The organism is Arthrobacter methylotrophus (genome assembly GCF_039539965.1).
Taxonomy (GTDB): Bacteria; Actinomycetota; Actinomycetes; order Actinomycetales; family Micrococcaceae; genus Arthrobacter; species Arthrobacter methylotrophus.
The window spans coordinates 2,292,914-2,319,373 of record NZ_BAABED010000001.1; the positions used below are offsets into that span (position 1 = coordinate 2,292,914).

Below are 26,460 nucleotides of genomic sequence, written 5' to 3' on the forward strand. Positions count from 1 at the left end.
TGGTAGGAGCCCCGTAAACCGGAAAACTAGGGACATGCGCGTTTACCCCACCTTCTTCAAGTTGGCCTTCTCCTGGATGGATGCCGAAAAAGCCCACAAGATCGGCTTCGAGGCGATCCGCTGTGCACACCTTTCAGGAGTGGGGCGCGTTCTGGCCAAATTGACGGCACCCCACCCCTCGCTGCGCACGGAGGCTTTCGGCCTTACCTTCCCTTCGCCGTTCGGCCTTGCTGCCGGCTTCGACAAGGAGGGACACTGCATCGAAGCCCTCGCCGAGCTGGGCTTCGGCCACGTGGAAGTGGGCACCATCACGGGCCAGGCGCAGCCTGGCAACGAGAAGCCCAGGCTCTTCCGCCTCATTGAAGACAAAGCCGTGATTAACCGCATGGGTTTCAACAACGACGGCGCGGCGGCCGTCGCGCCCCGGCTCAAGGCTGCGCGGGCGGCACTGCAGCGAACTCATGCCGGCGTTCGTCCCGTGATCGGCGTCAACATCGGCAAGACCAAGGTTGTTGAACTCGACAATGCCGTTGATGACTACTTGGTCAGTGCCCGAACCTTGGCACCGGCCGCCGACTACCTTGTGGTCAACGTCAGCTCACCGAACACTCCCGGACTCCGCCTGCTCCAGAACGTCGAGACCTTGCGTCCTCTGCTGCGTGCTGTCGGGGAGGCCGCCGACGCGGCGGCCGGCCGGCATGTACCCCTTCTGGTGAAGATCGCTCCCGATCTGAGTGACGAAGACATCGACGACGTCGCCCGCCTCGCCATGGACCTCAAGCTCGATGGCATCATCGCCACCAACACCACTATTGGCCGGGAAGGCCTTGTGTCCGGGCCGGGCAAAGTGGAAGCCTGCGGCGCGGGGGGACTCTCCGGTGCTCCACTCAAGCAGCGTTCGCTCGAGGTACTGCGCAGGCTCAAAGCAGCGGTAGGCGATGAGTTGGTGCTTGTGGCTGTCGGCGGAGTGCAGTCTGCCGATGATGTCCGGGAACGCCTCGACGCCGGTGCAACCCTGGTCCAGGGCTATACAGCATTCCTCTATGAGGGTCCGTTCTGGGCTGCCGGAATCAACAGGGCCCTTGCGAAGCGACGTCGCTAGGCCGGGGCCCCGATCGCCGCGCATCACCACGTGCGGACAAGCAGAAAGACCCTGGAACGGTTGTTCCGGGGTCTTTCTGCTTCGACAGACTCTTGCCCTTTTCTATTGCCGGTCTTAGGAAGGAAACTGACCGCGCTGGACCTGCGGCTTGGGCAGCCGCAGCCGGCGGAATTGCAGGGAACGCATGCTGCCGTACCAGATGGTGCCGCGCTCCACCTCACCGAATTTCTGCGCCAAACCCTTGCGCAACTTACGAGAAAGGACGACGACGTCCGCGAAGACCGCAAGAAACATGACCCAGAAGCCGATCAAAACATAGCTGAGGACGTTGCTTCCCGTCGGAATGACGAAAGAGATCACCACGAACAGGAGTGCCCCGAACATTAGGTACTCACCCAGGCTGAAACGCGCGTCCACGTAGTCGCGGGCAAACCGCTTCTGCGGGCCTTTGTCGCGCAACGGCAGGTACTTTTCATTACCGGTATCCAGTGCCTGGCGCATCTTCTGGCGCTGATCCTGCACCGCGATACGCTCGGCGTCCTTGGAGGCCTTGCGGTCTGTCGGCACCAACGGGCGCTTGCGGGCTGCTTCCTGCTCTTTGCGCTTGGGCGTGGGTGCGCCCTTACCAGCACCTGCACCTTTCGCGGGGGCATCGGTGGCAAGCTGGTCTACTGAGTCTTGAGCGCTCGGCTCATCCTTTTTACGTCCAAACACCACTACAGAATACCCCGCAGCAACCGGCGGAAAGTCGACGTGTCGCGGGATCCCGTGAGTGACACCGCCACGGGCGCATGTGCGAGTTCCCCGGTACGGCTCCCGGCGGTAGTCTTTGGCCCATGACTTCAATGAATGCGGAGATCCCGCAGACCTTTTCCGGCGGTGTCAGCACGATCAATGTTGATGCGCTCAAGTCCTCCGTCGATGCCACTTTTGATGAAACCATGTCCCGATTGAAGGCGTTGGTTGCTATCCCGGGGATCGCCTGGCCAAGTTTCGACCCCGCGGAGCTGGAACGAAGCGCCGAGGCCGTTGCGGCCCTGGCACGTGAGTCGGGATTCTCCGACGTCCAGATCCTGCGCTGCGACAAGACCGATGGCACGCCCGGCGGCCCTGCGATCGTTGCACGCCGCGTGGCCGCGCCAGGAAAACCCACGGTCCTGCTCTACGCGCACCACGATGTGCAGCCGCCGGGCGACGTCAGCCTGTGGGAGACCGAACCCTTCGTGGCACAGGAACGCGACGGCCGCCTTTATGGCCGCGGCGCAGCCGACGACAAAGCCGGAATCATGGCCCACCTGGCTTCCTATGCAGCCGTAACCCAGGTGCTGGGAGATGATTTCGGCTTGGGGGTGACACTGTTCTTCGAGGGTGAGGAAGAAGCCGGCTCCCCGACTTTCCGCACTTTCCTCGAAACGCACAGGGACCTCCTTGAAGCGAACGTCATTGTCGTTGCCGACTCCAGTAATTGGAAAGTCGGTATTCCGGCCCTCACCACCAGCCTTCGCGGACTGGTGGATGGCACGTTCGAGGTGCGGGTCCTGGACCACGCCGTCCACTCGGGCATGTTCGGCGGGCCCGTCTTGGACGCACCGACCCTCTTGTCGCGGCTTATCGCCACACTGCACGACGACGACGGCAACGTCGCGATCGAGGGCTTGGTCGCCAAGGATGACGTCGTCGAGGACGTGGATGAGGAGCAGTACCGCGCGGATGCCTCGGTACTCGAAGGAGTGCGACTCGCCGGTAGTGGCAGTATCGCTTCGAGGCTTTGGACGAAGCCGGCCTTGTCCATCATCGGTATCGATGCTCCCGCCATCGACGTTGCGTCAAATACTTTGCTCCCGTCCGCGCGGGCAAAGTTCAGCCTGCGCTTGGCTCCCGGCCAGGATCCGGATGCCGCCATGGACGCAATGGGGAGGCACTTGGCGGCCCATGCTCCTTTCGGGGCCACGGTGACGTTCGTGCCGGGGGAGCGGGGCAACGCATTCTCCACCGACACCGGATCTGCCGCCGCCCGGATCGCCATGTGGGCGCTGGGCGAAGCCTGGGGCGTGCCGGCCGTTGAAATGGGGATCGGTGGATCCATACCGTTCATTGCGGATCTGACCGAAACCTATCCCGACGTCCAGATCCTCGTGACTGGTGTGGAGGACCCTGATTCCCGGGCCCACAGTGCTAACGAATCACTTCACATCGGTGATTTCCGAAATGCTGTCCTGGCTGAAGCGTTGATGCTGGCCCGCTTGAACACGGAAGGCCTCTGAGCCACGCGGACGATAGCGGGGAACAAGGTAATGGTCCCGGCGGTTACGTTAGAAGTTATAGCTATGAACCGGCTCGACGTAGCATGTAGCTATAGCCCGCACGTATTTGGGTAAGGGCAGGCAGCGCGAAAGTGCGGCCGCCAAGAGCATCATAAGAAGGTAGGCCAATGAGCACTGCAACCAACGAAAACAGCACCGGAGCGCAGCTCGCAAGCGCTGAGCTTCCTGAGCACGAGGTCAAGTTGACCGACGTCGCCGCAGGCAAGGTCCGGAGCCTTCTCGAACAAGAAGGTAGGACGGACCTGCGGCTCCGCGTCGCTGTCCAACCAGGCGGCTGCTCGGGTCTGATCTACCAGCTCTACTTCGACGAGCGCCTGCTCGACGGCGATGCCGTCCGTGACTACGACGGCGTCGAAGTGGTTGTCGACAAGATGAGCGTGCCTTACCTGAGCGGTGCCAGCATCGACTTTGAGGACACGATCTCGAAACAGGGCTTTACCATCGACAACCCCAACGCCGGCGGGTCTTGCGCCTGCGGCGATTCGTTCCACTAACCCGGACATTCGCCGACTGTTGGCCCAGCTCAGGAACGGGTTCCGACCCGATCCGACGCACTAGGCCAACATGTCGGCGAAAACCGCTTCGTAGCGGTAAGCTCTACACCGGGTAGTAAAACTTTAGTGTGCCCGGTAGGTCCTTGGCCTGCCGGGTTGCAGCAACAAGAGGAAGGGCCGTCTGTGAGTTCGCAGAACCGAACCGGCAGCCGACGCATAAAGATCACCTCGATCACTGGCTTGGCAGTCGCCGGCGCGTTGGTTTTGACCGGATGTTCACCAGAGGTAGCAAAGGGTTGGTTGCCCACCGAGCGTGGTACCACCAGCAACACCGATCGGATCATGGACCTCTGGGTCAACTCATGGATCGCCGCCCTCGCCGTGGGCATTATTACTTGGGGCCTGCTGGTCTGGTGCATCATTGCCTACCGCCGCCGCAAGGGCACCACGGGTTTCCCGAAGCAGCTTAGCTACAACCTCCCTCTGGAGGTCTTTTATTTGACCATTCCGCTGTTCATGGTGCTGGTGTTCTTCTACTTCACCGACCAGGACCAGCGTGCCATCGATGACCGCTCGCAGCCTGCCGACGTCACTATTGACGTCCGCGGCAAGCAGTGGGCCTGGGACTTCAACTACGTGAAAGGCTCGGTCATTACCGAAGACCTTCACGAGGCAGGCGTCCAGGCGCACCTCACGGGCAACAACGTGGACAAGGACAAGCTCCCCACCTTGTACCTTCCGGTCAATAAGTCGGTTGACTTGGAGCTGAACTCCCGTGACGTCATCCACTCTTTCTGGGTACCCGCCTTCCTGCAGAAGCGCGACATGATTCCCGGCAAGACCAACTACATCAGGTTGACCCCCACCAAGGAGGGCACCTATGACGGCAAGTGCGCCGAACTTTGCGGTGAATACCACTCAGAGATGCTGTTCCGCGTGAAGGTTGTTTCCGAGGCTGAGTTCCAGGCTCACATGGACCAGCTTCGTCAGAGCGGCAACACGGGTCTTCTCGATTCGAAGTACGACCGCAACCCGAACCTGAACGCAAAGAATTAAGGGAAGCGACGTGGCTACTTACACTCAATCCGCCGGAGTCCTCGAGGCTCCGGTAGTACCGAAATCCAAGGGACGCATTGTCGTCAGCTGGATCACTTCCACGGACCACAAGACCATCGGGTACATGTACCTGATCGCGTCTTTCGTGTTCTTCTGCCTGGGCGGCGTGATGGCGCTGCTGATCCGTGCAGAGCTGTTCGAACCCGGCATGCAGATCCTGCAGACCAAGGAACAGTACAACCAGCTCTTCACGATGCACGGCACTGTCATGCTCTTGATGTTCGCGACGCCGCTCTTCGCGGGTTTCGCCAATGTCATCATGCCGCTGCAGATCGGCGCCCCCGACGTCGCCTTCCCGCGACTGAACGCGCTGGCTTTCTGGTTCTTCCTCTTTGGGTCCACCATTGCCGTGTCCGGGTTCATCACCCCCCAGGGTGCTGCCTCCTTCGGCTGGTTCGCCTATGCGCCGCTGTCGGATACGACCTTTACCCCGGGCGTTGGCGGGGACCTCTGGGTCTTCGGCTTGGCGTTGTCGGGTTTCGGAACCATTCTGGGCGCGGTCAACTTCATCACCACGATTATCTGCATGCGCGCTCCGGGCATGACGATGTGGCGCATGCCGATCTTCACCTGGAACACCTTGGTGACGGGCATCCTGGTACTCATGGCCTTCCCGCCCCTCGCCGCCGCGCTCTTCGCGCTCGGCGCGGACCGGCGCTTCGGCGCACACATCTTCGATCCGGAGAACGGCGGAGCTGTCTTGTGGCAGCACCTGTTCTGGTTCTTCGGACACCCCGAGGTGTACATCATCGCCTTGCCCTTCTTCGGTATCGTCTCGGAGATCTTCCCGGTCTTCAGCCGTAAACCGATCTTCGGCTACAAAGGCCTGGTCTATGCGACCATCGCTATCGCCGCACTGTCGGTGACCGTGTGGGCGCACCACATGTATGTCACCGGTTCCGTGCTGCTGCCGTTCTTCTCCTTCATGACGATGCTCATCGCGGTACCCACCGGTGTGAAGTTCTTCAACTGGATCGGTACTCTGTGGCAGGGCTCGATTACTTTCGAAACCCCCATGCTCTGGAGCATCGGCTTCCTTGTCACCTTCCTCTTCGGTGGCCTGACGGGCATCATCCTGGCCTCCCCGCCGCTGGACTTCCAGGTCTCGGACTCCTACTTCGTCGTAGCGCACTTCCACTACGTCGTCTTCGGCACCGTGGTGTTCGCCATGTTCGCAGGCTTCTACTTCTGGTGGCCCAAGTGGACCGGCAAGATGCTCAACGAACGCCTCGGCAAGATCCACTTCTGGCTCCTGTTCCTGGGCTTCCACGGCACCTTCCTGATCCAGCACTGGCTCGGCGTCGAGGGCATGCCCCGCCGCTACGCCGACTACATGCCGCAGGACGGTTTCACTTGGATGAACCAGTTCTCCACGATTTCCTCCTTTGTGCTCGGTGCTTCGCTCCTGCCGTTCTTCTGGAACGTCTACATCACCTGGCGCAGCAACAAGAAGGTGGAAGTCGACGATCCCTGGGGCTTCGGCGCCTCGCTTGAGTGGGCTACATCCTGCCCGCCTCCGCGGCACAACTTCACGTCCCTGCCCCGCATCCGTTCCGAGCGTCCAGCCCTGGACCTCCACCACCCGGAGCTCGCACAGCACCACACAGCGCAGGCCCTTGTGCCGGCAGCAACCGTGCTCGGCAACGCTGACCAGAAGGACGCCAAGTGAAAATCGAATCTTGGATTTTTGGAGCCGGGAGTTTCTTCTTCGTTCCGGTGGCGCTGGTCTATGGTTTCCTGACCCACTGGTCTGAGTGGGTTGGCATACTTGGAATTCTCCTGGTCGGTGGCCTAGCGGGCATGATCGGGGCTTACCTGGGTTTCACCGGCAAGCGCGTCGGCCTGCGGCCTGAAGACCGTCCGGACGCAGAGATTCACGAAGGCGCCGGCGAGCAGGGGCACTTCAGCCCTTGGAGCTGGTGGCCGCTGGTCCTTGGCCTGGCTTGCGCCGGTGGCTTCCTTGGCCTCGCCATAGGTTTCTGGATCACGTTCGTTGCCGCCGGCTTGGCTCTCGTAGCCTTGGTCGGTTGGGTCTTCGAATACAGCCGTGGAGATCACGCGCACTAGAACTACTCGAATAACGACGGCGGGCCCCACCTCATCGGTGGGGCCCGCCGTCGTTGTCTTATCCGAAGGTCAGCGCCACGCATACGTCCTTATGGCGCATGGCTGGCTCAACGACCTTCTACGGCCTCCAGGACGGCCGAAAGACCCGTCAGGGCATCGTTGACCTCGTCAAGCGTGCGGTCGGCTTGTAGCGCTTCTGCGGAGACGGACAGAACCACCTCACACCCGTGGCCGAAATCCTCGGTCATGACCTCAAGCAAAGACCGGGCATCGACCGCTTGATGGCCGGGTTTCCTAATAGTGACCGGAAGCCCGGTGGCCGTCACCGCGCGGACGAAAACGGCGGCCGCCCGTGCGTGGAGGCCGATCTCTGCGGCAACGATGGCTTTGTGCTCGGGCAAACCGGCTCCTTTGACTCGGACGGCCGATGCCGACTGCGATTTTGATCCTTACAAGCGTAGCCCCGCCACGCCACGCCACCGTACGCAGCATCCAACTGGTCTAGACCTGCGGGTAGATTGGCCTACGCTTGTTTCATGGAAGATATCTTGGCCGAAGACCGTCATGCCTGCTGAAGCAGCACGCATCTCCGGGGAGATCGACCGAAAGAGCGGCACTCCCATCTACATACAACTTCGTGAAATCCTGCGCAACTACATTGCGGAGTCGTGCCGTCCCGGTGCTGCGTTGCCCTCGGAACGGGATCTCTCCGAACGTTTCGGCCTTGCCAGGATGACTGTCCGACAGGCCATTGATGCGCTCGTAGGCGAGGAAATCATCGAGCGTGTGGTTGGCCTTGGGACTTTCGTCCGCAAGCCAAAACTTGACCTCCAAGTGAAGCTCACCTCCTACAGCGAGGAAATGCAGCGTCGCGGCATGGTTCCAGCAGCGAAAGTCCTCAGCTTTGAGCAAATCGCCGCGAGTGCGTTTCTGGCGCGGGAGCTCCAGCTCGAGGAAGGGACGCCGCTGGTCCGCTTCAGACGGCTCCTTCTGGCTGACAACGAACCCATGAGCGTGGATGAGAACTTCATCCCGGCCCATCGCGTGCCGGGCCTCCTGGACGAGGCGCCCCCTAGTTCCCTCTATAACGTGCTGAGCGAAAAGTACGGGCTTGTCATGGAGTGGGGTGAAGACATGATTGAAGCAACGGCCGCTTCACCATCAACCGCCCGGCTGTTGAACGTGGATGTCGGAATGCCGTTGCTCAAGATTCAGCGCCACGCTTTCGTAGCCCGCTCCACAGTGGACTACTCCGTGTCGTACTATCGGGCTGACCGGTACAAGTTGTGGGTACCGCTGCAGCGCCCGGGCGTTCGGTCTACCCGAAGCCAATCCAACGGCTACCGCAATCACTAGCCAACGGTGTGAGGGTGCCGACGACAGTCCGGTACACGTGCTTCCGACGGCGTCAATAACCTAAGCCAAAAAGCAGGGAGGGCCCCGTCCGCGTGGACGGGGCCCTCCCTTGTGCTTTCGGTGAGAGCTAGTGGCTCAAGCTCTTCCGCTCTTCAGCGGACTCAATGGCTTCGTGAGGGCCATGTCCGTGGGCTGCTTCGAGCTCGGCCGGCGTTGCCGGGGCAACGCGGTCCTCGAAGAACCACTTGGAGAGGGCCGCGCGGCGCTTTTCCTTCCGGGTGACCACGCCGTGTTCGTTCGGCTCGGCGGGCAGCGGGGAGAGCGACTCGAAACCGACAAGCTTGTACTGCTTGTAGTCGTCCAGCGGCGCGTGTACTTCAATGAACTCGCCGTGCGGCAAGCGCACGATGCGACCCGTTTCACGTCCATGCAGGGCGATCTCACGGTCTTTTCGCTGAAGCGCAAGGGCCACGCGTTTCGTCACCATGAAGGCAATGATCGGGCCAATGAAGAACAGCGTGCGCAGCCAGTAAGTGACGTCGTTCAGCGCAACATGGAAGTGCGTTGCAATGAGGTCCGAACCTGCAGCAGCCCACATGACGCAGTACCAGGTAAAGCCTGCGACACCAATGGCGGTGCGGGTGGGGGCATTGCGCGGACGGTCCAAGACATGGTGCTCACGATTGTCCTTGGTAATCCAGCGTTCGATCCACGGGTACGTGAACAGCACAGTGAAAATGATGCCTGCTGGAACCAGGGCCGGTAGCAGGACATTCAGCGACAGCACATGGCCGAAGATGATGTATTCGAAGTGGAAATCATTAACAACGCCAGGCATGAGTCGCAGGGCGCCGTCGACAAAACCGATGTACCAGTCAGGCTGGGTACCGGCCGACACGGGGGAGGGGTCGTACGGTCCGTAGTTCCAAATCGGGTTGATGGTGAACATCGCAGCCATCAGCGCGACAACACCGAACACGATGAAGAAGAAGCCGCCGGCCTTGGCAGCGTAAACCGGTCCCAATGGGTAACCGACGACGTTGCCGTCGTTGCGGCCCGGGCCAGGATACTGCGTGTGCTTATGGACAACCACCATGAAGAGGTGGATGACGATCATCAGCAGGATCAACGCAGGTACCAGCAGAATGTGCAAGACGTACAGGCGGCCGATAATGGCCGTACCTGGGAACTCACCGCCAAAGAGGAAGAACGAGATATACGTTCCGATCACGGGGATTGACTTGATGACCCCGTCGATGATTCGCAGGCCGTTGCCGGACAGCAAGTCATCGGGGAGCGAGTAACCGGTGAAGCCGGCGGCCATCGCCAAGATCAGCAGGACACCACCTACAACCCAGTTCATCTCGCGCGGCTTGCGGAAAGCGCCCGTGAAGAACACCCGCAGCATGTGTACACCAAGCGAAGCAACGAACAGCAACGCTGCCCAGTGGTGTACCTGACGGAAGAAAAGACCACCGCGGATATCGAAGGAAATGTTCAGCGACGAGTTGTACGCCACGGACATTTCGACGTTGTACAACGGCGTGTAGGAGCCCTGGTAGTGGGTCTCCGCCATGGACGGGTCGAAGAAGAACGTCAGGAACGTACCAGACAACAGAAGAATGACGAAGGAATACAGCGCCACCTCGCCGAACATGAACGACCAGTGGTCGGGGAAGACCTTCCGGCCGAATTCACGCAGGATGCCGGATCCACCGACTCGTTCGTCGACAAAGTTGGTGATGCGGCCAACCTTGGTTGTGGGTACAAAGGGGACTTCAGCTGTTGATGAGGCGCTCATGCTCGTCACGCTCCCAGTAACTCGGTCCTACAGGTTCTTTGAAGTCGCTCGTGGCTACCAGGTAGCCATCAGCGTCGACCGCGATGGGAAGCTGGGGGAGCGGACGGCTGGCGGGGCCGAAGATAACCTTGCATTCCTTGGTGAGGTCGAAGGTTGACTGGTGGCACGGGCACAGCAGGTGGTGCGTTTGCTGCTCATAGAGAGCAACAGGGCAACCGACGTGGGTGCAGATCTTGGAGTAGGCAACGATTCCGTTGTAGCTCCAGGTTTCACGGCCTTTGGAAATCGTCAAATCGTCCGGGTTGAGGCGCATGAGCAAAACGACGGCCTTTGCCTTCGCGTTGAGCTTGCCCTCCTGGAGTTCGTTGAGGCCTTCCGGGATCACGTGGAATGCAGACCCGATGGTCACATCCGATGCCTTGATCGGGGTTCCGTCGGGATCGCGGGTGAGGCGCTTGAGCTTGCCGTCCTGGGGTGCCCACATGGTGTGCGCGAGCGTGTTGTCCGGGCGGGGGCCAAGGTCACCAAAAACGGCCAGGGCCGGGAGGGGGGCCAGCGCCACAGCACCGAGGAGGGTGTTACGGATTAGCGGGCGACGCTTGATGCCGGTTTCCTCGACGATGTCCTCGACGATTCGCACTGCCGCTTGCCGGTCTTCCTCAGTACGGATGGCATGGCGCTCTTCCGACACTTCGTGGTCCGGCATAAGGGCCTTGGCCCAGTGCACGATACCGGTACCGATACCCAGCATCGCGAACGCGGTACCAAGGCCGAGCAACAGGTTTTGCGTGCGGATCGTTGCGATAGTGGAGTCTTGCCCAAGGTCGATGGCAAAGTACGACACCAGGAAGATCACCGTACCGACGATCGAGATGCCAAACAGAATGGCCACCTGACGTTCGGCTCGCTTAGCGGCTCTCGGGTCCGTGTCAGCCAGGCGCAAACGGTGCGGAGGAAGTCCAGGATCCTGGAACTTCTCCACAACATTCTGACCAGCCGTAGCTACGGTGCCCGAGTGGTTCGGACTGCCGTCACTATGGTTGCCCATAATTCGCCTCATCCTTCTCTCGTTGTCCCGGCCGGAACCGGGTTGATGTTCAATTCAAAACTGCTGCGGGGACAGCAGAAGTATTTGGTGCGTCTGGCTACGACGAGCGCGACGTGAGCCAGATGGTGAAGGCAATGATGACGCCGAGGCCTGCAACCCAGACGAAGAGGCCTTCGGAAACCGGCCCCAGTGATCCGAGGTCGGCGCCACCCGGTGAACCGTTGGCTTCGATCGTCTTCAGGAAGGTGATGATGTCGCGCTTGCCCTCAGGAGAGATGTTGGCGTCATTGAAGACAGGCATATTCTGCGGACCAGTGGCCATGGCCTCATAGATGTGCTGGCCCGAAACACCAGCCAGTGCCGGAGCGAACTTTCCACGGGTCAAGGCACCGCCGGCCGCAGCAGCGTTGTGGCACATCGCGCAGTTCGTACGGAAGAGCTCGCCGCCCTTGGCGGCATCTCCCTTTGCGTCAAGCAGCGAGGCATCGGGAATTGCCGGACCAGCACCGAGGGAAGCGACGTAAGCAGCAAGCTGCTGGGTTTGCTGATCGTTGAACTGCCTCGGCTTTGCCTGGGCCTGGGGTCCGTTCATCTGCATGGGCATACGGCCGGTGCCAACCTGGAAGTCAACCGCAGCAGCACCCACGCCGACCAGCGAGGGGCCGTCCTTGGATCCGCTCGCACCCATGCCATGGCAGGTAGCGCAGTTGGCGGCGAAGAGCTTGCCGCCCTCCTGGGCGTCGCTTGCGCTAAAGGTGGTGGTATCTGCCTTCGCCTGGTTGACCGTTGTAGCAACGGCGTAAAGCCCACCGGTGACGAGGAGTCCCATCAGCAGCAGCGCAATGGCTGCCAGTGGATGACGTCGCTTCTGCGAGAGTGCCTTCACGTGGTGGTTCCTTTTTTCGATCCTGCGTCGGCTCCGAGAGCCGCTTCTTGAAAATTAATTCTCTTGGAGCCAAGAGTCAGTGTTGGGCTACTTCAGGACGTAGATGACCAAGAAGAGGCCGATCCACACAACATCCACAAAGTGCCAGTAGTACGAGGTAACGATTGCCGAAGTGGCTTCAAAATGTCCGAACTTCTTGGCGGCGTATGCACGTCCGATAATGAACAGGAAGGCAATGAGCCCGCCTATGACGTGGAGGCCGTGGAAGCCTGTGGTCATGTAGAACGCGGAACCGTATGCATTGGCCGAGAGCGTAACGTGCTCTGACACGAGCATGGCGTACTCAGTGGTCTGGCCGGCAACGAAGAACGAGCCCATGATGAAGGTCAGGATGAACCACTCGGTCATGCCCCAGCGGGTGAACTGCAGCAGGCCACCTCGACGGCGCGGCTCAAGTCGCTCAGCAGCGAAGACGCCCATCTGGCAAGTGAAGGAACTTGACACAAGAACGATGGTGTTTACAAGCGCAAAGGGGAAGTTGAGCTTGCCGGTTTCTTCCGCCCACAACGCGCCTGAGGTGGAGCGCAGCGTGAAGTACATGGCGAAGAGACCGGCGAAGAACATCAACTCGCTCGAAAGCCACACAACGGTTCCAACGGAAACCAGGTTGGGGCGATTCAGCGTCGGGTGCGCCGGGGTACTGGGGGCATGGGTCGCAGATGTCACAAGGACATTATGTCTGTAAAAGTCCGGACTTCCCAATGCGAACCGCCATTTAGGGAGACTTTTTCTACAAACACGCGAATTCGCGCGGAAAAGTTCCCAACGGCGTAAGCATTGGTCATGAAGCCGGGTGGATCGCTAGCATCAAGTGGTGACTTCTCAGGGATCTGCACAGCAGGCAAGCAACTCGTGGCCCGGACTCATCTCGGCTTTGATCAAGGGGCACGACCTCTCGGTCGAGAACACGTCATGGGCCATGAATACGATCATGTCCGGAGAAGCGGCTCCCTCCCAGATCGCTGGCTTCCTGGTTGCGTTACGCGCCAAGGGAGAGACGGTGGATGAAGTCACTGGACTGGTCGAAGCAATGCTCTCCAACGCAAACCCTGTGAGCATCCCGGGCGAAAAGCTCGACATCGTAGGCACCGGTGGCGATCAGCTTAATACCGTCAACATTTCCACCATGGCTGCCCTCGTATCGGCGGGCGCCGGCGCGCGCGTCGTTAAACACGGCAACCGGGCGGCATCGTCGTCGTCGGGCTCCGCGGACGTCCTGGAAGCGCTCGGGGTGCGGCTTGACCTGCCGATTGCGCGCGTAGCCCGCAACGCCGAAGAAGCAGGAATTACCTTTTGCTTCGCTCAGGTGTTCCATCCATCTTTCCGGCACACGGGTGCCGTGCGGGCGGAACTCGGCATTCCTACGGCATTCAACTTCCTCGGGCCGATGACCAACCCCGCCCATGTGCAAGCCTCCGCCGTGGGTGTGGCCAACGCCACCATGGCCCCGTTGATCGCTGGGGTACTCGCGCGCCGGGGGAGTCGCGGGCTCGTCTTCCGCGGGGAAGACGGCCTCGATGAATTGACCACCACAGGACCGTCGACAGTGTGGGAAATCAGGGACGGGAACGTCACCGAGCAGCGGTTCTCACCGGCCGATCTTGGGATCGCTGCTGCGACCGTGGCTGATCTTCGGGGCGGCAACGCCGAGGCGAACGCCGCCGTCGTGCGCGAAGTACTTGCGGGGAAGCCGGGACCGGTTCGCGACGCCGTCTTGCTCAACGCGGCCGCCGGCCTGGTGGCCTTCGAAACGTCTGCGGAGGGACAGTTCCTGGACCGCATGACGTCGGCGTGGCTGAAAGCCGTGGAATCCATCGACTCCGGTGCAGCCGCCCGAGTGTTGGACACCTGGGTCGGACTCACTCAAAACTGAAGGTGCTGCGCGGTCGTATGGAAGCACAGTGACGTTTACTACTGCTCGAAGCCCAGCGAAAATGCCGCATCCAGGTCGTGCTGCGAATAGGCGCGGAAGGCAATGTGCGTGGTGGTGTGCACTACTGCGGGAACCTTTGACAGCTTGTCCGCGATGACGTCCGCCAGTTCCTCGTGCTTGGCGACGCGTGCCACGGCAATCAGGTCCCATTCGCCTGTGACGGAGTAGACCTCGCTGATTCCCTGGATGGCAGAAATCTGTTCAGCCGTCTCCGGGATGCGTGAAGCGTCGGTCTTGATCAGGACAAAAGCGGTGATCACTGGGGGCAGCCTTTCCTAAGTGCGGCAGTGGACGTTGCAAGCCTAGTGCATCGGCCCGAGGCACGCGCTGAAGGCTCAGCGTAGACGGCTTCCTCCACGAACTCGGGACACAAGGGCGATCACGGCGCGGTACCCGAGCAGGAAGACGGCGAGGCTGATCAAGGCAACGATGATGAACGGCAGCACCACAGTCTGCCCCGTCACCGCACGCAAGAGCATTCCGCCGGCCACGGTTCCAATCCAGACAGCGACGCCGGCCGGCCAGATCCGGAAAGGCGCGCGCCAAACCCTTGCGGCGAGCCACCCTATCGCGGCGCCGGCGAGGAATGGCCAGGCCGTGGCGAAAACTCCGGTCAGAACATCGGCGCGCTGGTGTGCGTCCCGACCGATGGCGGCAAAAACCAGGATGAAAACGGCATCGGCGAGTCCGGCGACAAGGGCAGTGCGCGCGAGGGCGGGTTTTACAGCAGGCATGGAAACGACACTATCCCGCGCAGAAGCCGATCTCGAACCGGGCGCAAATGCAACTGTGGATGGTCGCGGCAAGCGCTGTTAGCATGACGACAAGGTAGCTGATCGGGCTGCCACAAACCCTGAGGAGCCATGACATGACCACAAACCTCAACCCCTACATCAGCTTTCGGGACAATGCCAAGGAAGCCATGGCGTTCTATAAGTCGGTCTTCGGCGGCGAACTGACCCAAAGCACATTCGCCGAATTCCACGCCAGCGACGACCCCGCTGAAGGCGACAAAATCATGCACTCGGCACTCAAGACCGACAAGGGAATGCTGCTAATGGCCGCGGACACCCCCAACAGCATGGATTACAACCCCGGCAACAATATTTCGGTGTCGCTGAGTGGGGACAACGAAGCAGAGCTGCGCGGCTACTGGGACGGACTCGCCGACGGCGGCTCGGTCACCGTGCCGATGGAGAAGGCGCCCTGGGGCGACATCTTCGGAATGCTGACGGATAAGTTCGGCATCGCCTGGCTGGTCAACGTTTCCGGGGAGCAACCGCAGTAACACGGACTGCGGGCCGCCGCTAAGATTCCGTCAAGATCGCCACGGTTTGGGACCTCCCGCGGACGCCCAGTGCTAGCGTCTGCCTTAATCGGGCAGCGCGTCGTCGCATTTGGCGAAAGGGCACACATGACCACCATGAGCAGGCCGCCGGCGGATCCGTCCACGCCTCCGCCGGGAACCAAGGAAGCCTTGAGGAAGTGGCTGCTGCTCGGCTTGCAGGATTCCAAGGGTTCTCATCAGGGTCCTGGCGGTGTCTTGGCCTCCAAGGAGAAGCCGCACTCCTGGTGGCGCGTCATGTGCCTGACAGGCGTCGACTATTTCTCCACCCTGGGCTACCAACCCGCCATTGCGGCTCTTGCAGCTGGAGTGATTTCGCCTTTGGCTACCCTGGTTCTGGTCGCAGTCACCCTATTGGGCGCTCTTCCGGTCTACCGCCGTGTGGCAGAAGAAAGCCATCGGGGCGAAGGTTCCATCGCCATGCTTGAACGTTTGCTTCCCCGATGGGGAGGGAAGCTCTTCGTACTGGTTCTCTTAGGCTTCGCGGCGACGGATTTCCTGATCACGATGACGCTCTCCGCAGCGGATGCCACCGCCCACCTCGTTCAGAATCCGTTCGTCCCGGGGTGGATGCAGGGTCAGAACCTCATCATTACTCTCGTACTTCTGGGGCTTCTGGCAGCCGTGTTCCTCCGGGGATTCAAGGAGGCGATCGGAGTTGCCGTAGCGCTGGTGGCTATCTATTTGGGGCTGAATGTCATCGTAGTTGCCTCGAGCATTTTTGAGGTTCTCGCTCGACCCGCGGCCATTGGTGACTGGTGGACAGCCCTCTCAACCTCCCACGGCAACCCGCTCATGGCAGTCGGCATCGCATTGATCGTCTTCCCGAAGCTCGCGCTGGGCTTATCAGGCTTCGAAACCGGTGTGGCCGTCATGCCTCAAATCCGGGGTTACGGATCCGACACCGAAGAACACCCCACCGGACGGATCCAGGGGGCCCGCAGGCTGTTGACGACGGCAGCCGTGATCATGAGCTGCTTCCTTATCACCACCAGTTTCACGACGGTGGTACTCATCCCGGAGCAGGAATTCCAAGCTGGCGGGCAAGCCAACGGCCGCGCCCTCGCTTTCCTGGCCCACGAGTATCTCGGGTCCGGGTTCGGCACCGTGTACGACATCAGCACCATCGCCATCCTCTGGTTCGCGGGCGCTTCAGCCATGGCCGGGCTGTTGAACCTTGTCCCGCGCTACCTGCCGCGATACGGTATGGCCCCGGAATGGGCCAGAGCAGTACGCCCCCTGGTGCTGGTCTTCACCCTCATCGGGTTCCTTGTCACCTACCTCTTCAACGCCGACGTCGACGCCCAAGGCGGCGCGTATGCAACAGGCGTCCTCGTGTTGATGACTTCGGCAGCGATCGCGGTAACGTTGTCGGCCCGCCGCCACCAACAACACAAGCGGACCTTGGGATTCGGGATCATCGCGGTGGTTTTCATCTACACCACGGTTGCCAATATCTTCGAACGGCCTGAGGGAATCAGGATCGCCACGTTCTTCATTGCCGGCATTGTCCTGATCTCCTTGCTCTCACGGATCTTGCGTTCGTTTGAACTCCACGCAACCCATGTCAGACTCGACGCGAAGGCACTCGAATTCATTACGGCCAACGACACGGGGCCGATCGGGATCATCGCACACGAGCCCCTCCGGATGTCCGCGGCCGACTACCGGGAAAAACTGGACTCTGCCATGGCGGTCAGCCATCTTCCCGAAGACTACCCGGCCATCTTCCTTGAGGTCACGGTGGATGATTCCTCCGACTTTGAAACGGCATTGGAAGTCCGTGGCCACTACCGGCACGGCTATTCGGTGTTGGAAGTCCACGGCCCGGTTGTCCCGAACACCATTGCCTCGGTGCTGTTGCACATCCGCGACGTCACCGGATTGATGCCGCATATCTACTTCCGCTGGACGGAGGGAAACCCCGTCATCAATCTCCTCAAGTTCCTCTTTTTGGGAGAAGGCGAGATAGCGCCGGTGACGCGGGAAGTCCTGCGCCAGGCCGAGCCGGAAGTCACCCGTCGTCCATGGGTCCACGTCGGTTAGCCGGGTCTTAAGTCAGCGCTGGAAACCAGCAAAGCGCCCTCCGCCGCGAAAAGCAAGGCGGAGGGCGCTCGGGTTTTCAGCTATCCGGCCGGGTTGGTTGTCTGGCAGGTCTGGTCTTGTGCGGTCTGGGAAACCACGTCATTCGGCTTAGGAGCCGGAAGTGTCGGTTTGTTCCCTGTGGCAAAGTCCTGCCCGGCGTAGAGCTGGACTCCTTGCACGCTCGCAACTTGCTGGATACTTGTCGCTGGCAAACCAAACATCGCGGCAACGTCCGCTGCGACGTCGGCAAACCCGGCACCGTAGTACACCATGGTTTCGGGCCTGGCGTCGGCCTGAATCCGGGCTAGCTTCGTGAAACCGCCTGAGGAGAGGAGCGTCGCGATCTCCTGGCTCCTGCCGGTCACGCCTGTTCCGTTGGCGACGGTGATCGGTTGGAGCGCCTTGTCGTAAACGGCTTTCGGAGCCTCTGTAGAGGGGGCAGCCGACGGTGCGGCGCCAGCTGCAGGCTGGCTTAGATCAGCGCTCTGTTTCAGCGCCGCGAAGAAGGTGCTGGCAGCTGGTTGGTCGAGATCGAGCCTGTTCGGATCTGATGCGGCCGGGACATTCGGCACCGTGATGAAATTAACCTTGGCCGGATCGATGTTCTTGAGCCTGCCCGCGATGGTCAGGAGGGCCGGAACCGAGGCGAGCCCGTCATCAACGGTAAGGTTCTTTGTCACCGTATCGGCGATGCCGAGCATCTTCTGGGGATTTCCGAGCGTACCGTCAGCCTTGAGCTTCCGCACGAGGGAACCGAGGAATGATTGCTGTGCCTTGATCCGTCCGAGGTCCCCGCCGTCCGAGAATGCATGGCGGGTACGTAGGAAGGCCAGCGCTTGATCGCCTTCCACCTGCGAGGTTCCTTTGGGCAAGTGCAGTCCGGAGTCAGGATCGTTGACTGCCGAGCTCACGCAGACATCGACGCCGCCGACGGCCTTGGACAATTCGGTCACGGCGTTAAAGTCGGCCATCATGAAGTGGTCAACTTCCAAACCTGTGAGCTTGTTGACAGTGTCAACAGCACAGCCGATGCCCGCCTCGGCCATTGCACTATTGATCATGGCGCCGGGCCGTGCGGCATAGTGCTGGCCGGTTTTGTTGTCGGTGCAAGCCGGGATGTCGACCAGCAAGTCGCGGGGGAGACTGATGACGTTGACGTGGTTATTGTCCGCCGAAATGTCCAACAGCATCATGACGTCCGATTGTCCGTAGCCGGATGACTGGTCGGTTGTGCCGAATTGCCCATTCTTCCCGCTCCGGGTGTCAGTACCCAGTACGAGAATTTGGAGCCGGTCCTTGCTGTCGTCGACCGGGCCTTCTGTTCTAAGGCCTCCGGCCCCGAGTGCCGACGATGAAATATTGGACTGAAGGCGCCATACCCAATAGCCTCCAAACGCGATGACTGCGATCAGTAATACCGTCACTACGGCGCTGGTGATCTTGAACCAGCGAGGCGCACGGCGAAAACTGAACCTTCGGCTACGAACAGCCAGTTTTCCTTGGCCCGGGTAGGCGGCAGGCGGCGAGTTGCCCGGCTCGGGGCTGGGTGCATCGTGGCGAGTGACCAAAAGGGAACTACCTCTCCAGGGAAAATACGGACGGCCCTATTGTAGCCGGGGCCTCTGTGAAGGTTCCGTGAGGCCCGCGGAACCGAGGCAGAATTGACCCAAACGGGGACAACTCGCGGCGCTCCTATGACGCGATAGGACTACTGAAGGCGAGCAGCAGGACAGCTTCCGGCCACCGCCGCTACACCGCCGTCGGGCTCAATGCTCCGTACCGACCGCCGGCACGCTGCGGTCCACCACGGTCAGCGCCACCATCATGGCCCCGATCGCAAGCTGAATCCACGCCAGGGTGTGGAAACCCGCGTCAGTGGCCGTCGCCCCGAAGGCGATCGCGATGAGGCTGGAGGACCCGATGGCACCAAGATACATGGAGGTCCGCAGCAGCCCCGAGGCCACGGCAATGCCCGCGACTGACGTTTGCAGGTACAACTCTGCTTGATTGGCGAAACTACTGAAGCCGTTGGTCAGGCCCAGCAACAAGGTCATTCCAATCAGCAGCACCACGCCGGAGCCCTGGTTGGCCAGCAGCATCACCGTCGCGGGCAGCGTCAGCGCCAGGCCTGCAAGAATCAGCGGCCAGCGGATCTAGCCCCGGCCGGAGACAAGCCTCGCAACCACAATGCTCGTCAGGCTCAGCGGGATCAGGATCAGCCCTACCGTTGCGGCGTTGAGCCCCACACTTTGTTCCATCCACTGGCTGGACCCGTACATCGCGGTGTATGTAGCCAGTGCAGCCAAGATCGAGCGAAGGTATGTCCGTTGCAGTGGTCGGTTCCTTCCGAGCATCCGGACGTCGATCAGCGGACTGCGCGCGCGGCGCTCTCGCCACATCAGCAGCCCGGCGAGCACCAGGGCTAGCACGGCAAGCCACCAGTCCGGCGTCGTAAGCGAGGAAAGGAACACCAGCAACGAGGTGACCGCCCCGGTGAAAAGAGCGATTCCCGACAGGTCAAGCATTGCGAGCAGGGCGCCGAGGCCCCGACTTTGCAAGGGCGCGTCTTTGGCCACGCCGAGCAGCGTGAAAGTGAACGCCAGCACCGCCAACGGTATATTTACCGCGAAGAGGGCCCGCCAACCCAAGTAGCCCGCCAGCACGCCACCCAAGGGCAGGCCGACGACGGCGGTCACTTGCGCTGCGATCGAAAAATTGCCTAAGACCCGGCCCGGTACGCCTATGCCGGCCTCGTCCGCACGCCTGCGCACCAATGCCATCGCCGTCGGGTAGCACGCGGAAGTCCCGATGCCGATCAGCGCCCGCGAAACGAGCAACACTTCCAGGCTGGGCGCCAGCACTCCGACCACTCCAGCCAACAGGAGGATAGCTACCCCGGAGAGGAAAACACGTCTGGGGCCGAAGATGACAGAGAGTTTTCCCATGGTCGGCTGGGCCACTGCGCTGCAGACAAACAGGACGGAAATGAGGCTGGCAGTGGCCTCCGGACCAGACTTGAAGTCAATCCCGATACCCACCAGTGCGGTAGCGATCATCGAGCTGTTGATCGGATTCAGCGTGGAACCGAGCAGCAGCGGTGCCGTGAACCTCCAGCCCAGTGGGCTGGGGGATCCTACCGAACGCGGGGCGCCGATCGAGTTCGGTGCGGGACTGTGCAGCAGCTTGCCAGCGTCAGCTGATGGGTTCGCTGGCCGGGCAGCGTCCCGAGCGGTCACGATCGGGTGGCGTTGAGCATGTCCAGGATTTCCTGCGTCGTTCCGGTCTCGCCCAGTCGCGGGAAGATCGTCGTCACGGAGTTTTCATGGGCATTCATGTTCAAATCGGTCATGGCGTCGAGGGCGAGGGTGACGTTGAGTCCGGCTTCGTGAGCGCTCCGGGCCGTAGATTCCACGCCGATGCTCGTGGCGACGCCGGTCAGCACAACCTGGGTCACACCCAAGTCTTCCAACAGGACGCCCAATCCAGTGCCAGTGAAGGCGCCCCAAGTCTTCTTCGTCACGAGGTGGTCGCCTGGCTGCTGGTTCAGTTCGGGTAGGAGCTCGGCAAAGTCGGCGGGAAACGACCTGGCCGCGTTACTGCTTTGATCTGTCCGGCCAGGTGCGCCGCCCGTGACGTTGACCAGGACCACAGGCAGTCCGTGGCTACGGAAAGCGTTCGCCAGCATCGCGGAATTCTTAATGATCGGTTCAAGCGGATGAGCCTTCGGGGATGCAACTATTCCCCGCTGGAGGTCAACAATGATCAGGGCGGTCTGCGGATCCAGCGTGGTGATAGTCATGTGTCACGGCTCCAAAAGGCGTTTGAGTAGGTGGATGGCACCGGGCAGTCGTTCCTGCTCGTCCGGCGTGAGTTTCGACTGGATAGTGCGGTAAAGCCAATCGGCCTTGGCCGCCCGGCCGGCGCTGATGCTCTTTCTGGCTTCAGCGGTGAGGGAAAGGATCCTGCGGCGGCCATCGGCCGGGTCCGGACCGCCCTCGACTAATCCCGCCCCGGCAAGGGCTGAAATGATGGGACCCATGGATTGCGGTCGCATGCCCTCGACGCGGGCCAGGGCGGACATGGTGGCACTGCCGTCGCGTTCCAAATGGATCAGCACAGCCTTTTGCGCATTGCTCAGGTTGTCCACCTGCGAATGTTCGCGCAGGCGCCGGGTGAACTGGCCAATGAGCACACGAAGTTCAGCGGCGACTTCGAACGACCGTGCCGCGTCCGGTCCGGGGCCAGAGATCATAGTTCTGACGCTATCAAATAGTAAGGAAAACTGAAAAGATTACCTTACTATCTTTGCTATGTAGACCCCTCGTTGAACATCCAATAAACCCATGAAAAACAGGAGGTCCCCGTCCAATAATGGACGGAGACCTCCCGGAGCTACAAGCGGCCTAGCCTAGGCTAGGCACGCGGCGTGCGACAGCTAGCAGCTGGCGCCGTAATTGGCCAAGCCCAGGATGCTGTACTTGCCATTGGACGTCCCGGCCGGATTCGTGTGGAAGAACCACGGAACAAAGACCTCGTCTTCAACCGTCCATGTCTTGGCGGAAGCATCTGTCAACGTGAAGTTCTGGTTGTTCACGGGATCGCCGACTTCGAGGATCTTCTGGCAGCCGTAGCCTGCCGTCGACAGGTTCCCTGCTGTCGCGTTGTTCACCGTCGGGTCGAACGCCCATTCGGAAAGTTCATGGGAGAGCGCTTGCAGGTTATTGTTCGAGGCGCCTTGGATGTTGGAGAAGCCAAGTGCCTTGGTGCCGTCGTAGTCATGGTAGCCACCGAAGCCTCTGCCGGTTCCGTCGTCACCAAAGACCCCTGGCGTGACGTACATGACAATGCCGTCCGAGGGGTAGGCAGCGGACTGCGATACTTGGTCGGAAATCAAGGTGTCTTGAACACCAATGATGCTGCCGTAGTCCCAGTACTGGTCTGCCCCAACGTTCAAGGTCACGGCGGGCTTGACCACAGGGTTCAGCTTGACGTGGTATCCAGCTGGCTGGTTGAAGTTGGCGCGCATGTATGCATCTATGTATTGCGTGTTTTCGCCGCTGGGCTTTTGGGCCATATTTGCGAAGATGGGACTTTTCGCCGCGTCATTGACGGCCGTGGTGGCGTTGATGCTGGTTGTGGTGCCGTCGCCATTGTCCAGATCCATGTTCAACGGAACCAAATAGACATTAATGGTGCTTGTGGTGCCAAGCGCCGGATCGGCGCCAATGTAGGTGGAAGCGTACTTGGTGCCTGTCGTGGAATCCGTATTCGTAGTGGTCCACCGCTGCAGGCCCGCGGCACTGAAGGCCCTGGAACTGGCTTGCGTCTGCGGCGCAGAAGATGCACCGTGTCCCGCCTGGTGCTGAGCCTTGATTTGGGCCGTTCCATCATGGATGTTCGGCACCTTGTGCGAAACGGGATGATGGGATCCGTGCAACGGCGCCGCATTGGCCGAGGCTCCCATTCCCGCGAGCAGTAAACATGCGGCCCCCACCGCGGAAAGGTTAGTTAGTAGTTTCAACACTAGTCTCCTTTAGAAAAAGCACCGATGCCTTTTTGGGGCGGCGACGCCTGTGGGTAAAAGGTTGGTGTGACGACCAGACCAAATCACTTGACCTTGGGTGTCACACGCGTAAATAGTCGCGAAACTGCTTACTGTGACGAAGATTACAAAAAAGTATTTCGGGCGAGATTTCGTAGCGTCGCGTCCACCAGGCCGGCTTGGAGCGACTGCCGTGGCCGTCTACGTTGCTTGACAAAGATCAAGGTGGCCCCGAACAGAGCGCAGGCCGTGGAAGGATGCCGCGGTGGAACAACCGTCAACTGCAATGGCTCCCGGTCAGGTGACTGTAATGTCTCTAACCGGTTTGAGATCCGGCCGGCTCTGAGACCGGGCTGCGTTGCGGCCTGCCAGCCGTCCGGATACCATCGCCCAGCCGATGTGCAGTCCGTGGTTAAGTAGCTGCAGGCCTCCCTGGCCCGTTGATCCTGCGGCCCACAGTCCGGGGATCGCCTCGCCGTCGGCTGTTGTCACGCGCAGCTGGGTGTCGACGGCCAGACCGCCATCGGCCAAAGTGACATAGGCGTTCATCGGGCCCAACGCGTAGAACGGTCCCTCACTGACTCCGCCCCCGAGATGCTGCCGGTCGAACCGGGAGTCCTTTCCGGCGGCGACGTCTGCGTTCCACTCCTCGACGGTGGACTGCAGGACGGAGGGTTCCACACCGATACTCAGGGCCAGCTCATCGATGGTGTTAGCCCGGTGGTAAACGTCGGGGCGGTACCTCTTGTAGTCGTCAACATAGGCGTAAGCCACACCCGGAAAGGTTGAGACAGGGTTAGGCCAGGCAGAGAACTTCCTGGCGACCCCGCCGTCGAAGATCATGAAGGCGGTGTTCTTCTCATCCGCGGCCGCGGCGCGTGCCATCAACTTGTCGGAGTCCTCGTTGGCTATCCGTTTCCCGGAATGCCCCACGAGCAAGGCTCCTGCCTGGTACATCGTGTTGTTCGGGCCTACCCAGCTCGTCAGGGCACCCCGGATGACGTATGCGAGCAGGTTCTTTGGGAGTCGCTCGACAACGAGGCGCATGGCTTTGGACAGCAAGGGGTGCGAGGGCAGGATCTTAATCGGGTCCGGCCGCTTTGAGGGCGCGAACCGCAGCCCCTCGTAAAGTCGGTCCATCTGCAGCATGATTCCGCCCACTCCGGTTCCCAGTTTGAATCCGTCCCCGGTGCTGTTGGGGTTGACCGGCGGTATTTTGGAGGCGGCTTCCCCGACGAACTCGGCTTTCATCTCGGTGGACGCGGAGTAGTCTCCGGTTGCCAGGATGACGCCGCGCCTACCGAAGAAGTCAGTGCCATCTGCCCGGGCCCCGATGATATCCCCCGCGGCGTTGCACAGGAGTTTGTCCACGCGCATGGACGTGCGCACCTCGACGCCGCGCTTCCGGCATTCACGCAGCAGCGCCGATGCATACGCGGAGGAATTAGGGAGGACATTGTGCATGCGCGGCTTCTCGTACGGCGGCTCGGGGGTGGGGCCGAGGAACTGCACGCCGATGCTGGAGAGCCACTCCACGGTCGCTCCCGCGTTCTCGGCCAGAACGCGGCGCAGCTCCTTGTTCTCCCTTTCCTCGAATTCGCCGTTGGCCACTTTCATGTCGTCGATGAACAGCTCGATGCTGTCGTTGACTCCGGCCCGGTACTGGTAGGAGGTGTTGGCCGCGGTGAACGACCCGACAGACATCGCGGTGCTGCCGCCCACCTTGGCAGCTTTTTCGAGCACAATCGTGCTGGCTCCGCTGGTCGCCGCGGAGATGGCAGCGCTCATTCCGGAGCCGCCGCCTCCGATAACAAGGACGTCTGCGGTAGTCATGCTCATGAAGTCTCCGTGCCTGTCGTCAATTGGTCTGCGTTTACCAGTACCCGGGTGTTGTCGCGGACAACCGTACGGGCCGCAATGGCGCGTTCCGTAGCGGAGCGGCCTGCCCAGCGTCCGGTGATGTATGCCGGCGCCAGACCTCCGGCGTAGCCGTAGTTGGACAGTCCGCCAATGTCTGCACCGGCGGCGTAGAGGCCGGGGATGGGCCGGCCGTCATGGTCCAGTACCTCGCCGTGGCAGTTGGTGCGCACACCGCCGAACGTGAAGGTGATGGAGGGCTGGACCATGAGGGCATAGAAGGGACCCGTGCCCGGGGCCCGGGCGCCCGCGGAGACCGGGACCCCCCGGGCCGCGCCACCGCCTTGGGCGGCCGCAAGTGCGTACTGCTCGAGCGTTGCGTTGAGGTTTTCCCTGTCGACGCCCCACGCCGAGATCTTTTCGACGAGCCCGGCCAAGGTCTGCGCCTCCGCATGGGTACCGCCGGCGTCGATGGCGGCGGCGAAGCGGTCGATGGAGCCGAGCCCAGGGAACGGCTCTTCGATGACCTCGGTGGTGCGGACGTGCTCGTCGAAGATCAGGATGCCGCGGGCTTCGGGCTGGAAGGCCACGTCCTGGTTGAGCAGTTCGTCGCCCTTGGTCTCGTCGGCGAACCGTTCGCCGCGCAGGTTCACCATCACGGTCGAACCGGAGTAGTACTGGGAGTAGGGCAGGTAGTCCTCTGTTTCGAAGCGGCGGACCGGGTAGGGCAACAGATGGCCGTAGAACGTGCTCATGGCGGTGGTCCCGCCGGTGCCGGCGGCGCGGGCGAGCCGCAGTCCGTCCCCGACGCTGCCGGGGTTCGAGCGCAGCAGCAGCCGGTCCGCATTCGGGCCGATGTGGCGGGTGAGTTCGTCGCGGGCGCCTTGGAATCCGCCGGTGGTCAGGACGACGGCGGGTGCGTCGTAGCGGATGAGGCGGCCATCGGCGTCGCGCGCCACCGCCCCGGTGACGGAGCGGCCGTCGCGCAGCAGTTCGATGACGGCAAGCCCGACGTGCGTTTCACCGCCTGCGGCGAGGATTTCCTTCCGACACCAGGACAGAATGGCGTGAATGTCGGTGGAGTACCCGATGCCGAACGTCATGATGTCCCGCTTGGGCTTGGCAGCTACTCTGGCTCCCGACGCCCGCAATTCCGCCAGCGCTTCCTCATAGTCACCCACCAGGCGAGCACCCAGCTCAAGATTACCCAGGGGGATCCGTGCGCGGTATGCGTCAATCGTCGGCGCGGTCCAGAACATGCCGGCTGAGAGGGCGGCCGAACCGCCAAAGGTCTGTTGCTTCTCCAACAACGCGACCTTGGCACCTTGCCTGGCAGCAGTCATGGCAGCGGCCGAGCCGCTGATGCCGGAGCCGACGACGAGAACGTCCACCTGACGGGTCTGGTCAACGCTTCCTGAATAAGACATTGCAGTGCTCCTCTGAG

27 protein-coding genes are annotated in these 26,460 nt (G+C 61.3%); 10 read left to right on the top strand and 17 right to left on the bottom strand.

Going from position 1 to position 26,460, the window contains the following annotated elements:
- Positions 1-34: 34 nt before the first annotated feature.
- A complete protein-coding gene (locus tag ABD884_RS12130) occupies positions 35-1,102 on the top strand; it encodes a quinone-dependent dihydroorotate dehydrogenase (protein ID WP_345046020.1) in 1,068 nt (355 codons plus the stop codon).
- A gap of 114 nt (positions 1,103-1,216) precedes the next feature.
- Here ABD884_RS12130 and ABD884_RS12135 read toward each other — a convergent pair whose 3' ends face one another.
- Entirely contained in the window at positions 1,217-1,816 is a 600-nt protein-coding gene (locus ABD884_RS12135; RefSeq protein ID WP_345046021.1) for a DUF3043 domain-containing protein, read from the bottom strand.
- Positions 1,817-1,938: 122 nt separating this feature from the next.
- Between ABD884_RS12135 and ABD884_RS12140 the strand changes: the two genes are divergently transcribed.
- From ABD884_RS12140 to ABD884_RS12160, 5 genes are all read left to right on the top strand, one after another.
- Positions 1,939-3,366, top strand: a complete 1,428-nt coding sequence (locus ABD884_RS12140) for a dipeptidase (RefSeq protein WP_345046022.1) — start codon at positions 1,939-1,941, stop codon at positions 3,364-3,366.
- 167 nt (positions 3,367-3,533) lie between these two features.
- Positions 3,534-3,920 carry a HesB/IscA family protein gene (locus ABD884_RS12145; RefSeq protein WP_028267086.1) on the top strand — a complete coding sequence of 129 codons (387 nt, stop codon included), beginning with the start codon at positions 3,534-3,536 and terminating at the stop codon, positions 3,918-3,920.
- A 183-nt stretch (positions 3,921-4,103) separates the two neighbouring features.
- Positions 4,104-4,976: an aa3-type cytochrome oxidase subunit II gene (gene ctaC, locus ABD884_RS12150; protein ID WP_028267085.1), complete on the top strand. Its 873-nt coding sequence runs from the start codon at positions 4,104-4,106 to the stop codon at positions 4,974-4,976.
- A 10-nt stretch (positions 4,977-4,986) separates the two neighbouring features.
- Complete coding sequence (gene ctaD, locus ABD884_RS12155; protein WP_345046023.1) at positions 4,987-6,705, top strand: aa3-type cytochrome oxidase subunit I; 1,719 nt, start codon at positions 4,987-4,989, stop codon at positions 6,703-6,705.
- On the top strand, positions 6,702-7,103 hold the full coding sequence (locus tag ABD884_RS12160; protein ID WP_345046024.1) for a cytochrome c oxidase subunit 4: 402 nt from the start codon (positions 6,702-6,704) through the stop codon (positions 7,101-7,103). The genes ctaD and ABD884_RS12160 overlap by 4 nt, the downstream gene beginning before the upstream one ends.
- 107 nt (positions 7,104-7,210) lie before the next feature.
- Here ABD884_RS12160 and ABD884_RS12165 read toward each other — a convergent pair whose 3' ends face one another.
- Positions 7,211-7,504 carry an HPr family phosphocarrier protein gene (locus ABD884_RS12165; RefSeq protein WP_345046025.1) on the bottom strand — a complete coding sequence of 98 codons (294 nt, stop codon included), beginning with the start codon at positions 7,502-7,504 and terminating at the stop codon, positions 7,211-7,213.
- A 163-nt stretch (positions 7,505-7,667) separates the two neighbouring features.
- On the opposite strand from ABD884_RS12165, the gene ABD884_RS12170 reads away from it, so the two are divergent.
- Positions 7,668-8,459 (top strand): GntR family transcriptional regulator, encoded by a 792-nt coding sequence (locus tag ABD884_RS12170; RefSeq protein ID WP_345046026.1) that lies wholly within the window; start codon positions 7,668-7,670, stop codon positions 8,457-8,459.
- A gap of 127 nt (positions 8,460-8,586) precedes the next feature.
- Here ABD884_RS12170 and qcrB read toward each other — a convergent pair whose 3' ends face one another.
- The 4 genes from qcrB to ctaE form a co-directional block, all read right to left on the bottom strand.
- A complete protein-coding gene (gene qcrB / locus ABD884_RS12175; RefSeq protein ID WP_345046027.1) occupies positions 8,587-10,260 on the bottom strand; it encodes a cytochrome bc1 complex cytochrome b subunit in 1,674 nt (557 codons plus the stop codon).
- On the bottom strand, positions 10,238-11,308 hold the full coding sequence (qcrA, locus tag ABD884_RS12180) for a cytochrome bc1 complex Rieske iron-sulfur subunit (protein ID WP_028267079.1): 1,071 nt from the start codon (positions 11,306-11,308) through the stop codon (positions 10,238-10,240). The genes qcrB and qcrA overlap by 23 nt, the downstream gene beginning before the upstream one ends.
- Before the next feature lie 97 nt (positions 11,309-11,405).
- On the bottom strand, positions 11,406-12,194 hold the full coding sequence (gene qcrC, locus ABD884_RS12185) for a cytochrome bc1 complex diheme cytochrome c subunit (RefSeq protein ID WP_028267078.1): 789 nt from the start codon (positions 12,192-12,194) through the stop codon (positions 11,406-11,408).
- A gap of 87 nt (positions 12,195-12,281) precedes the next feature.
- Positions 12,282-12,920, bottom strand: a complete 639-nt coding sequence (gene ctaE, locus ABD884_RS12190; RefSeq protein ID WP_081736831.1) for an aa3-type cytochrome oxidase subunit III — start codon at positions 12,918-12,920, stop codon at positions 12,282-12,284.
- A 148-nt stretch (positions 12,921-13,068) separates the two neighbouring features.
- On the opposite strand from ctaE, the gene trpD reads away from it, so the two are divergent.
- Positions 13,069-14,127, top strand: a complete 1,059-nt coding sequence (trpD, locus tag ABD884_RS12195) for an anthranilate phosphoribosyltransferase (RefSeq protein ID WP_345046028.1) — start codon at positions 13,069-13,071, stop codon at positions 14,125-14,127.
- Positions 14,128-14,165: 38 nt separating this feature from the next.
- Here the strand turns inward: trpD and ABD884_RS12200 are convergent, their stop codons facing one another.
- The 3 genes from ABD884_RS12200 to ABD884_RS12210 form a co-directional block, all read right to left on the bottom strand.
- A complete protein-coding gene (locus ABD884_RS12200; RefSeq protein ID WP_028267075.1) occupies positions 14,166-14,447 on the bottom strand; it encodes an Lrp/AsnC family transcriptional regulator in 282 nt (93 codons plus the stop codon).
- Between the two features lie 75 nt (positions 14,448-14,522).
- Positions 14,523-14,921, bottom strand: a complete 399-nt coding sequence (locus tag ABD884_RS12205) for a DUF3054 domain-containing protein (protein WP_345046029.1) — start codon at positions 14,919-14,921, stop codon at positions 14,523-14,525.
- A 10-nt stretch (positions 14,922-14,931) separates the two neighbouring features.
- Positions 14,932-15,057: a hypothetical protein gene (locus ABD884_RS12210; protein WP_345046030.1), complete on the bottom strand. Its 126-nt coding sequence runs from the start codon at positions 15,055-15,057 to the stop codon at positions 14,932-14,934.
- Here ABD884_RS12210 and ABD884_RS12215 point away from each other — a divergent pair.
- Together ABD884_RS12215 and ABD884_RS12220 are read left to right on the top strand one after the other, a co-directional pair.
- Positions 15,056-15,475 (top strand): VOC family protein, encoded by a 420-nt coding sequence (locus ABD884_RS12215; RefSeq protein ID WP_345046031.1) that lies wholly within the window; start codon positions 15,056-15,058, stop codon positions 15,473-15,475. The two genes, ABD884_RS12210 and ABD884_RS12215, sit on opposite strands and share 2 nt — an antisense overlap.
- A 126-nt stretch (positions 15,476-15,601) precedes the next feature.
- Positions 15,602-17,578: an APC family permease gene (locus ABD884_RS12220; protein ID WP_345046032.1), complete on the top strand. Its 1,977-nt coding sequence runs from the start codon at positions 15,602-15,604 to the stop codon at positions 17,576-17,578.
- Between the two features lie 80 nt (positions 17,579-17,658).
- Here ABD884_RS12220 and ABD884_RS12225 read toward each other — a convergent pair whose 3' ends face one another.
- The 8 genes from ABD884_RS12225 to ABD884_RS12260 all read right to left on the bottom strand — a co-directional run bounded on the left by ABD884_RS12225 (position 17,659) and on the right by ABD884_RS12260 (position 26,443).
- The gene (locus ABD884_RS12225) at positions 17,659-19,185 is read right to left on the bottom strand and encodes an LCP family protein (RefSeq protein WP_345046033.1); all 1,527 of its coding nucleotides are present in this window, start codon (positions 19,183-19,185) and stop codon (positions 17,659-17,661) included.
- A 198-nt stretch (positions 19,186-19,383) separates the two neighbouring features.
- Entirely contained in the window at positions 19,384-19,716 is a 333-nt protein-coding gene (locus ABD884_RS12230) for a hypothetical protein (protein ID WP_345046034.1), read from the bottom strand.
- 54 nt (positions 19,717-19,770) lie between these two features.
- A complete protein-coding gene (locus ABD884_RS12235) occupies positions 19,771-20,853 on the bottom strand; it encodes an MFS transporter (protein ID WP_345046035.1) in 1,083 nt (360 codons plus the stop codon).
- On the bottom strand, positions 20,850-21,416 hold the full coding sequence (locus tag ABD884_RS12240; protein ID WP_345046036.1) for a cysteine hydrolase family protein: 567 nt from the start codon (positions 21,414-21,416) through the stop codon (positions 20,850-20,852). The genes ABD884_RS12235 and ABD884_RS12240 overlap by 4 nt, the downstream gene beginning before the upstream one ends.
- A 3-nt stretch (positions 21,417-21,419) precedes the next feature.
- Positions 21,420-21,869 (bottom strand): MarR family winged helix-turn-helix transcriptional regulator, encoded by a 450-nt coding sequence (locus tag ABD884_RS12245; RefSeq protein ID WP_345046037.1) that lies wholly within the window; start codon positions 21,867-21,869, stop codon positions 21,420-21,422.
- A 183-nt stretch (positions 21,870-22,052) separates the two neighbouring features.
- Entirely contained in the window at positions 22,053-23,138 is a 1,086-nt protein-coding gene (locus tag ABD884_RS12250; protein WP_345046038.1) for a hypothetical protein, read from the bottom strand.
- Positions 23,139-23,456: 318 nt separating this feature from the next.
- On the bottom strand, positions 23,457-24,998 hold the full coding sequence (locus ABD884_RS12255) for an FAD-dependent oxidoreductase (protein WP_345046039.1): 1,542 nt from the start codon (positions 24,996-24,998) through the stop codon (positions 23,457-23,459).
- Positions 24,995-26,443, bottom strand: a complete 1,449-nt coding sequence (locus tag ABD884_RS12260; protein WP_345046040.1) for an FAD-dependent oxidoreductase — start codon at positions 26,441-26,443, stop codon at positions 24,995-24,997. Before ABD884_RS12260 ends, ABD884_RS12255 begins: the two co-directional genes overlap by 4 nt.
- Positions 26,444-26,460 lie beyond the last annotated feature (17 nt).

Coding starts and splice junctions, on each gene's coding strand:
- ABD884_RS12260 (WP_345046040.1), bottom strand. CDS start 26,443: ATGTCTTATTCAGGAAGCGTTGACCAGACCCGTCAGGTGGACGTTCTC.
- ABD884_RS12205 (WP_345046029.1), bottom strand. CDS start 14,921: ATGCCTGCTGTAAAACCCGCCCTCGCGCGCACTGCCCTTGTCGCCGGA.
- qcrB (WP_345046027.1), bottom strand. CDS start 10,260: ATGAGCGCCTCATCAACAGCTGAAGTCCCCTTTGTACCCACAACCAAG.
- qcrA (WP_028267079.1), bottom strand. CDS start 11,308: ATGGGCAACCATAGTGACGGCAGTCCGAACCACTCGGGCACCGTAGCT.
- ABD884_RS12255 (WP_345046039.1), bottom strand. CDS start 24,998: ATGAGCATGACTACCGCAGACGTCCTTGTTATCGGAGGCGGCGGCTCC.
- ABD884_RS12215 (WP_345046031.1), top strand. CDS start 15,056: ATGACCACAAACCTCAACCCCTACATCAGCTTTCGGGACAATGCCAAG.
- ABD884_RS12170 (WP_345046026.1), top strand. CDS start 7,668: ATGCCTGCTGAAGCAGCACGCATCTCCGGGGAGATCGACCGAAAGAGC.
- ABD884_RS12145 (WP_028267086.1), top strand. CDS start 3,534: ATGAGCACTGCAACCAACGAAAACAGCACCGGAGCGCAGCTCGCAAGC.
- ABD884_RS12140 (WP_345046022.1), top strand. CDS start 1,939: ATGACTTCAATGAATGCGGAGATCCCGCAGACCTTTTCCGGCGGTGTC.
- ABD884_RS12245 (WP_345046037.1), bottom strand. CDS start 21,869: ATGATCTCTGGCCCCGGACCGGACGCGGCACGGTCGTTCGAAGTCGCC.
- ABD884_RS12210 (WP_345046030.1), bottom strand. CDS start 15,057: ATGTCATGGCTCCTCAGGGTTTGTGGCAGCCCGATCAGCTACCTTGTC.
- ABD884_RS12230 (WP_345046034.1), bottom strand. CDS start 19,716: ATGCTGCTGGCCAACCAGGGCTCCGGCGTGGTGCTGCTGATTGGAATG.
- ABD884_RS12130 (WP_345046020.1), top strand. CDS start 35: ATGCGCGTTTACCCCACCTTCTTCAAGTTGGCCTTCTCCTGGATGGAT.
- ABD884_RS12220 (WP_345046032.1), top strand. CDS start 15,602: ATGACCACCATGAGCAGGCCGCCGGCGGATCCGTCCACGCCTCCGCCG.
- ABD884_RS12240 (WP_345046036.1), bottom strand. CDS start 21,416: ATGACTATCACCACGCTGGATCCGCAGACCGCCCTGATCATTGTTGAC.